Origin of the sequence: Streptomyces sp. B93, assembly GCF_018070565.1 — a bacterium.
Taxonomy (GTDB): Bacteria; Actinomycetota; Actinomycetes; order Streptomycetales; family Streptomycetaceae; genus Streptomyces.
Map to the genome: position 1 here is coordinate 80,827 of NZ_JAGPXL010000030.1, position 7,506 is coordinate 88,332.

The 7,506-nt window shown below is 71.4% G+C and carries 7 protein-coding genes and 1 riboswitch; all 7 genes read left to right on the plus strand.

Translation table 11 applies throughout. The features are described 5' to 3' along the window. The first annotated feature begins 67 nt into the window (after positions 1-67). The 7 genes from frr to KBY47_RS25250 all read left to right on the plus strand — a co-directional run bounded on the left by frr (position 68) and on the right by KBY47_RS25250 (position 7,481). On the plus strand, positions 68-625 hold the full coding sequence (gene frr, locus KBY47_RS25220; protein WP_210924549.1) for a ribosome recycling factor: 558 nt from the start codon (positions 68-70) through the stop codon (positions 623-625). Further along, positions 625-1,755, plus strand: coding sequence for a phosphatidate cytidylyltransferase (locus tag KBY47_RS25225; protein WP_210924551.1), 1,131 nt, complete (start codon positions 625-627; stop codon positions 1,753-1,755). The genes frr and KBY47_RS25225 overlap by 1 nt, the downstream gene beginning before the upstream one ends. 132 nt (positions 1,756-1,887) lie before the next feature. After that, positions 1,888-2,337 carry an SRPBCC family protein gene (locus KBY47_RS25230; protein ID WP_210924553.1) on the plus strand — a complete coding sequence of 150 codons (450 nt, stop codon included), beginning with the start codon at positions 1,888-1,890 and terminating at the stop codon, positions 2,335-2,337. Between the two features lie 81 nt (positions 2,338-2,418). After that, on the plus strand, positions 2,419-3,525 hold the full coding sequence (gene rlmN, locus KBY47_RS25235; RefSeq protein WP_210924555.1) for a 23S rRNA (adenine(2503)-C(2))-methyltransferase RlmN: 1,107 nt from the start codon (positions 2,419-2,421) through the stop codon (positions 3,523-3,525). Positions 3,526-3,551: 26 nt separating this feature from the next. Next, positions 3,552-3,658: riboswitch (TPP riboswitch) on the plus strand. Positions 3,659-3,739: 81 nt separating this feature from the next. Next, positions 3,740-4,816 (plus strand): thiamine ABC transporter substrate binding subunit, encoded by a 1,077-nt coding sequence (locus KBY47_RS25240; protein ID WP_210924556.1) that lies wholly within the window; start codon positions 3,740-3,742, stop codon positions 4,814-4,816. Beyond that, the gene (locus KBY47_RS25245; protein WP_210924558.1) at positions 4,792-6,459 is read left to right on the plus strand and encodes an iron ABC transporter permease; all 1,668 of its coding nucleotides are present in this window, start codon (positions 4,792-4,794) and stop codon (positions 6,457-6,459) included. Before KBY47_RS25240 ends, KBY47_RS25245 begins: the two co-directional genes overlap by 25 nt. Next, positions 6,459-7,481, plus strand: a complete 1,023-nt coding sequence (locus KBY47_RS25250; RefSeq protein ID WP_210924559.1) for an ABC transporter ATP-binding protein — start codon at positions 6,459-6,461, stop codon at positions 7,479-7,481. The genes KBY47_RS25245 and KBY47_RS25250 overlap by 1 nt, the downstream gene beginning before the upstream one ends. Positions 7,482-7,506 lie beyond the last annotated feature (25 nt).

Here is a 7,506-nt window from a genome sequence, read left to right on the forward strand (position 1 = left end):
CGCAGCCGGCCGCCGACCGAAGCCACGAGACGCAGCCGGGCCTACTCAAGACACGCAGGAGCAAGTGGTGATCGAAGAGACCCTCCTCGAGGCCGAGGAGAAGATGGAGAAGGCCGTCGTGGTCGCCAAGGAGGACTTCGCCGCGATCCGCACCGGCCGTGCGCACCCGGCGATGTTCAACAAGATCGTGGCCGACTACTACGGCGCGCCGACGCCGATCAACCAGCTGGCCTCGTTCTCCGTGCCCGAGCCGCGCATGGCCGTGGTGACCCCGTTCGACAAGAGCGCGTTGCGCAACATCGAGCAGGCGATCCGCGACTCCGACCTGGGCGTCAACCCGAGCAACGACGGCAACATCATCCGGGTGGTGTTCCCCGAGCTGACCGAGGAGCGCCGCCGCGAGTACATCAAGGTCGCCCGCGGCAAGGGCGAGGACGCCAAGATCTCGATCCGCTCCGTCCGCCGCAAGGCCAAGGACGCCATCGACAAGCTGATCAAGGACGGCGAGGTCGGCGAGGACGAGGGCCGTCGCGCGGAGAAGGAGCTGGACGACACCACGGCGAAGTACGTCGCCCAGGTGGACGAGCTGCTCAAGCACAAGGAGTCGGAGCTGCTCGAGGTCTGATGAACGACTCTTCCTGGGGGACGCCGCCGCCAGCCGGGTACTGGGGGCCGTCCGGACAGGGGCCTGCTCCGGGAGCCGTCCCGGCGGGTCCCACGTACGATGCGCATGACGCGCAGCAGACTCGCCCCATGCCGTTCGTGCCCGATGTGTCCGCAGTCGGCGGAGACCAGGATGACGACCGGGGTGCCGCTCGGGTGAGCGGCCCCTTGTTCCGCGACGAAACACCGGCGGCACAGCCCTACGCCACGCGGGGGACCGTGCCGCAGAATCCGGAGCCCATGCCCGACGCCCCGCAGCCGGCACCCCGGCAGAAGAAGAGCGCGGGGCGCGATCTGGGTGCCGCGATAGGGGTCGGCGTCGGACTCGGCGTGGTGATCATCGCGTCGCTGTTCGTCGTCAAGGCCGTGTTCGTCGGTGTCGTCGCGGTCGCCGTCGTGGTCGGCCTGTGGGAGCTGACCAAGCGGCTGGAGGAGCGCAAGGGCATCCGGGCCCCGCTGGTGCCGCTGGCGCTCGGCGGTGCGGCGATGGTCGTCGCCGGGTACGTCCGGGGCGCCGAGGGCGCCTGGGTCGCGATGGCCCTCACCGCGCTCGCGGTCCTCGTCTGGCGGATGACGGAACCGCCCGAGGGCTATCTGAAGGACGTCACGGCGGGCGTCTTCGCCGCGTTCTACGTGCCGTTCCTGGCGACGTTCGTGGCGATGATGCTGACCGCGGACGACGGACCGTACCGGGTGCTGACGTTCCTGTTGCTCACGGTCGTCAGCGACACCGGGGCGTACGCCGTCGGCTGGCGGTTCGGCAAGCACAAGCTGGCGCCGCGGATCAGCCCCGGCAAGACCCGCGAGGGACTGCTCGGCGCGGTGAGCTTCGCCATGGTGGCGGGCGCGCTGTGCATGCAGTTCCTCGTCGACGACGGCACCTGGTGGCAGGGCCTGCTGCTCGGCCTCGCGGTCGCGGCCAGCGCCACGCTGGGCGACCTCGGCGAGTCCATGATCAAGCGGGACCTCGGCATCAAGGACATGGGCTCGCTGCTGCCGGGCCACGGCGGCATCATGGACCGGCTGGACTCGCTGCTGCCCACGGCGCCGATCGTGTGGCTGTTGATGGTGATCTTCGTCGGCTCCACCTGACGCCCGCGCCACCGCCTCGCGGCTTCGCCGACGGAGCCCCCGCCCCGCCCAGGGACGGGGGCTCCGTCGTCGATGGCAGCCCCGGCGCGCCGGTGAGACGATTTGGGGGTACGGCCGTGAAAGGGGGCCACGATGCACACCATCCGTGAACAGATCGATGTCGACCGCAGCCCCGACGACGTCTACGCCTACGCCACCGACCCCGCCCACCTGCCGGACTGGCAGCTGAGCGCGCTGCACGCGGAGCCGTTGGACGAAGGCCCGCTGCACCCCGGCTCCCGGGTCCGGGTCACCCGGCGGGTCGGCAGCCGCGAGATGCCGATGACCATGGAGGTCACCGAGTACCAGCCGCCGCACAGCTGGCGGGTGCAGGGCATCGACGGTCCCGTCCGGGCCTTCTTCCACGGGGAGATCGAACCTCTCGACGGCGGTCGCCGCTCCCGGGTCACCATGGAGCTGGACTTCGTCGGCCACGGCATCGGCAAGGCCCTGGTGCCCCTCGTCGTCCGCCCCCAGATCCGCAAGGAGCTGCCGCGCAACGAGCAGCAGCTCAAGGAACAGGTGGAGCGGATGGCCGCGTAACCGCGCCGCTCACCGCACCTCCCCGCGCCTGTCACCGCACCGGGCGGGCCACCCCAGTGGATCTGCGACACTGGTGGGACCATGCCCAAGCCCGGAGAACTCACTTTCGTCGCCCCCCGCGGAGCCAAGAAGCCGCCGCGGCATCTCGCTGATCTCTCGCCCGCCGAGCGCAAGGAGGCGGTGGCGGAGGTCGGGGAGAAGCCGTTTCGTGCCAAGCAGCTCTCGCAGCACTACTTCGCGCGGTACGCGTACGCGCCGGAGCAGTGGACCGACATTCCCGCCGCGTCGCGCGAGAAGCTGAAGGACGCGCTGTTCCCGGAGCTGATGACCGTCGTACGGCATCTGTCGACGGACGCGGACACCACCCGTAAGACGCTGTGGCGGCTGTTCGACGGGACGCTCGTCGAGTCGGTGCTGATGCGGTACCCGGACCGGGTGACCATGTGCATCAGCTCACAGGCCGGGTGCGGGATGAACTGCCCGTTCTGTGCGACGGGGCAGGCGGGGCTCGACCGGAACCTGTCGACCGCCGAGATCGTGCACCAGATCGTGGACGGGATGCGGGCGCTGCGGGACGGGGAGATCCCCGGGGGCCCGGCGCGGCTGTCCAACATCGTCTTCATGGGGATGGGGGAGCCGCTCGCCAACTACAAGCGGGTCGTCGGTGCCATCCGCGCGCTGACCGATCCCGAGCCGGACGGGCTCGGGCTCTCGCAGCGTGGGATCACCGTGTCGACCGTCGGTCTGGTGCCCGCCATCCACCGGTTCGCCGACGAGGGCTTCAAGTGCCGTCTGGCGATCTCGCTGCACGCCCCGGACGACGAGCTGCGCGACACCCTCGTGCCCGTGAACACGCGGTGGAAGGTGCGGGAGGTGCTGGACGCCGGGTGGGAGTACGCCGAGAAGTCCGGGCGGCGGCTGTCCATCGAGTACGCGCTGATCCGGGACATCAACGACCAGGCCTGGCGCGGTGACCGGCTCGGGCGGCTGCTCAGGGGCAAGCCCGTGCACGTGAACCTGATTCCGCTGAACCCGACGCCGGGGTCCAAGTGGACCGCCTCGCGGCCCGAGGACGAGAAGGCGTTCGTCGAGGCGATCGCCGCCCATGGTGTGCCGGTGACCATTCGGGACACCCGGGGACAGGAGATCGACGGGGCGTGTGGACAGCTCGCCGCCACCGAACGGTAGTCTGACCGCCGTAGGAACACATCTTCATATTCCGACAGGGGAGCGCCACAGCGCTGAGAGTGCGGCACACGGCCGCAGACCCTCCGAACCTGGCCCAGGTCATTCTGGGTAGGGAGATCGGTCATCACTCGAGCTGTTGCGCCCTGCCCGGGAACCTCACGGAAGGTCCCGGGCAGGGCCGCGTCTTCTCCTGGTCAACCCCAGGAGGAATCAAGTGCACGTCAAGAGGTACGCCGCCGTGGCCGCCGGGCTCGGGCTCGTCGCGCTGACCGGGTGCGGGTCGTCGTCCGACGGCGGCTCCGCGGCCGACAGCAAGACCGTCACGCTGGTCAGCCACAACTCGTGGGCCGTCTCCGAGGACGTCCTCGCGGCCTTCGAGAAGGAGTCCGGCTACCAGGTGAAGGTCCTCGAGGACGGCGACGCCGGGCAGGCCGTCAACAAGGCGATCCTGACCAAGGACAACCCGCAGGGCGACGTGCTGTTCGGCGTCGACAACACCCTGCTCTCGCGCGCCCTCGACAACGGGCTGTTCCAGGAGTACGAGGCGAAGGGCGCCGACCAGGTCAAGGCCGAGTACCGGCCCCGCGAGGGCGGGGACCGGGTGACGCCCGTCGACACCGGTGACATCTGCGTCAACTACGACAAGGCGTACTTCGAGGAGCACGACCTCGCGCCGCCGACGTCGTACGACGACCTGGTCAAGCCCGAGTACAGGAACCTCCTCGTCACCGAGAACGTCGCCTCCTCCTCGCCGGGGCTCGGGTTCCTGCTCGGCACGGCCGCGGAGTACGGGGACGACGGCTGGGCGGACTACTGGAAGAAGCTCAAGGCCAACGGTGTGAAGGTCGTCGAGGGCTGGGACCAGGCCTACAACGAGGAGTTCTCCGGCTCCGCGGGCGGCAAGCAGGCGGGCGGGGACCGGCCGCTGGTCGTGTCGTACGCCTCCTCGCCGCCCGCCGAGGTGATCTTCGCCGACCCGCGGCCCGAGACGGCGCCGACCGGTGTGGCCGAGGACACCTGCTTCCGGCAGGTCGAGTACGCGGGGCTGCTGAGCAACGCCCGCAACAGCGAGGGCGGCAAGGCGCTGATCGACTTCCTCGTGGGGGAGAGGTTCCAGGAGGACATGCCGCTGAACATGTTCGTCCACCCGGTGCGGGAGGGCGCCCAGGTGCCCGAGGAGTTCACCGAGTACGGCCCGCAGGCCGAGGACCCGCACACCATGGACCCGGCGAAGATCGCCGACAACCGTGACCAGTGGGTCAAGTCGTGGACCTCGCTCGTACTGAAGTGAGCCCGCGCGTCCGGAGCGGCGCGGCGCGGCTGGGGCTGCTCGCCCTGCCCGTCGCGTTCTTCGGCGTGTTCTTCGCCTACCCCGTCGCCGCGATCGTCTCGCGCGGCCTGCGCACCGGCGACGGCTGGCAGTTCGGGCGGCTCTGGGACGTGCTCGGGGATGCCGGGATCCGGCAGGTGCTGTGGTTCACCACCTGGCAGGCGCTGGTCTCCACCGCGCTGACCTTGCTGATCGCCCTGCCCGGCGCCTATGTCTTCGCCCGCTTCGCCTTCCCCGGCAAGCAGGTGCTGCGGGCGGTGGTGACCGTGCCGTTCGTGCTGCCGACGGTCGTCGTCGGTACGGCGTTCCTGGCGCTGGTCGGGCGCGGCGGGCTGCTCGACGAGCTGTGGGGCGTACGGCTGGACACCACCGTGTGGGCGATCCTGCTGGCGCACGTCTTCTTCAACTACGCCGTCGTCGTGCGGACCGTCGGCGGGCTGTGGGCGCAGCTCGACCCGCGGCAGGAGGAGGCCGCGCGGATGCTCGGCGCCTCCCCGCTGCGGGCCTGGCGGACGGTGACGCTCCCCGCGCTCGGGCCCGCCGTGGCCGCCGCCGCGCTGATGGTCTTCCTGTTCACCTTCACCTCCTTCGGGGTGGTGCAGATCCTCGGTGGGCCCACCTTCTCGACGCTGGAGGTGGAGATCTACCGGCAGACGTCCGAGATCTTCGACCTGTCCACCGCCGCCGTGCTGACGATCGTCCAGTTCGCGGCGGTCGGCGCGGTCCTCGCCGTGCACGCCTGGACCGTACGGCGGCGCGAGAGCGCGCTGCGGCTGGTGGACGCCGCCACCACCGCCCGCCGACCGCGGGGCGCCGGGCAGTGGGCGCTGCTCGGCGGGGTGCTGGCGTCGGTGGCGGTACTGCTGGTGTTGCCGCCCGCGGTGCTGGTGCAGCGGTCGCTGGCGGGGTCCGGCTTCGGCTACTACCGGGCGCTCACGAAGGACGACGGCGGTGTCTTCCTCGTCCCGCCCATCGAGGCCGTCGGCAACTCGCTCTCGTACGCCCTCGCCGCGACCGCCATCGCCGTCGTCGTCGGAGGCCTCGCCGCGGTGGCGCTGACGCGGCGGGACGCGGGGCGGTTCGTGCGCGGGTTCGACGCGCTGCTGATGCTGCCGCTGGGGGTGTCGGCGGTGACCGTCGGCTTCGGGTTCCTGATCGCGCTGGACGAGCCGCCGCTCGATCTGCGTGCCACCTGGATCCTGGTGCCGCTCGCGCAGGCGCTGGTCGGGGTGCCCTTCGTCGTACGGACCATGCTGCCGGTGCTGCGGGCGGTGGACGTACGGCTGCGGGAGGCGGCGGCCGTGCTGGGGGCGTCGCCGTGGCGGGCCTGGCGGGAGGTGGACCTGCCGTTGGTGCGGCGGGCGCTGCTGGTGGCGGCCGGGTTCGCGTTCGCGGTGTCGCTCGGGGAGTTCGGGGCGACGGTGTTCATCGCGCGGCCCGACAACCCGACGTTGCCGGTCGCGGTGGCGAGGCTGCTGGGGCGGCCCGGTGAACTCAACTACGGGCAGGCGATGGCCCTGTCGACGATTCTGATGGTGGTGTGCGCCGTGGCCCTGCTGGTACTGGAGAGGCTGCGGGTGCCGGACCGGACGGGGGAGTTCTGATGCTGCTGAGCTTGGAGGCCGCGACCGTCCGCTTCGACGGGCGGGCCGTGCTCGACGCCGTCGATCTTCAGGTCGCCGAGCACGAGATCGTGTGTGTGCTGGGGCCGAGCGGCAGCGGCAAGTCGACGCTGCTGCGGGCCGTGGCGGGGCTCCAGCCGCTGGACGAGGGGCGGGTGCTGCTCGACGGCCGCGACCGGACCGGGCTGCCCGCGCACCGGCGCGGGGTCGGGCTGATGTTCCAGGACCACCAGCTCTTCCCGCAGCGGGACGTCGGCGGCAATGTCGGCTTCGGGCTGCGCATGCACGGCACCCCGCGCGCGGAACAGCGTGAACGGGTACGGGAGCTGCTGGACCTGGTCGGGCTGCCCGGCGCCGCACGGCGGGCCGTGGCCGCGCTGTCCGGCGGTGAGCAGCAGCGCGTCGCGCTCGCCCGGGCGCTCGCTCCCCGGCCCCGGCTGCTGATGCTGGACGAGCCGCTCGGCCAGCTCGACCGTTCGCTGCGGGAACGGCTGGTGGTGGAACTGCGGGAACTCTTCGGGGAGTTGGGTACGACCGTGCTGGCGGTGACCCATGACCAGGGGGAGGCCTTCGCGCTCGCCGACCGGGTGGTGGTGATGCGGGACGGGCGGATCGCCCAGACGGGTACGCCTCTTGAGGTGTGGCAGCGACCGGCGGACGAGTTCGTGGCCCGCTTCCTCGGCTTCGACAACGTGGCCGGGGTGACCGTCACCGGTCAGGCCGCGGACACTCCGTGGGGCAAGCTGCCCGTCCCCGAGGGCGCCCCGCAGGGGGCGCGCACGCTCCTCGTACGGCCCGCCGGGGTCCGCCTCGCGCCCCTCGACACCGGTCTGCGCTGCACGGTCGTCGCCCGTGCCTTCAAGGGCACCCATGTCGCCGTACACCTCCAGCCGGAGGACGACGCGCCCCGGCTCGAAGCGGCCTGCGCGCTGCGGGACGCGCCCGGGGTGGGGGACCTGGTCGGGGTGGAGTTCGACGCGGCGGAGGTCGTGGTGCTGGGCTGACGGCCGAAGAGGGGCGGCTGACCGG

Excerpts from the sequence above, each read along its gene's own strand:
- KBY47_RS25225 (WP_210924551.1), top strand. The coding sequence starts at position 625 with ATGAACGACTCTTCCTGGGGGACGCCGCCGCCAGCCGGGTACTGGGGG.
- rlmN (WP_210924555.1), top strand. The coding sequence starts at position 2,419 with ATGCCCAAGCCCGGAGAACTCACTTTCGTCGCCCCCCGCGGAGCCAAG.
- KBY47_RS25230 (WP_210924553.1), top strand. The coding sequence starts at position 1,888 with ATGCACACCATCCGTGAACAGATCGATGTCGACCGCAGCCCCGACGAC.
- KBY47_RS25250 (WP_210924559.1), top strand. The coding sequence starts at position 6,459 with ATGCTGCTGAGCTTGGAGGCCGCGACCGTCCGCTTCGACGGGCGGGCC.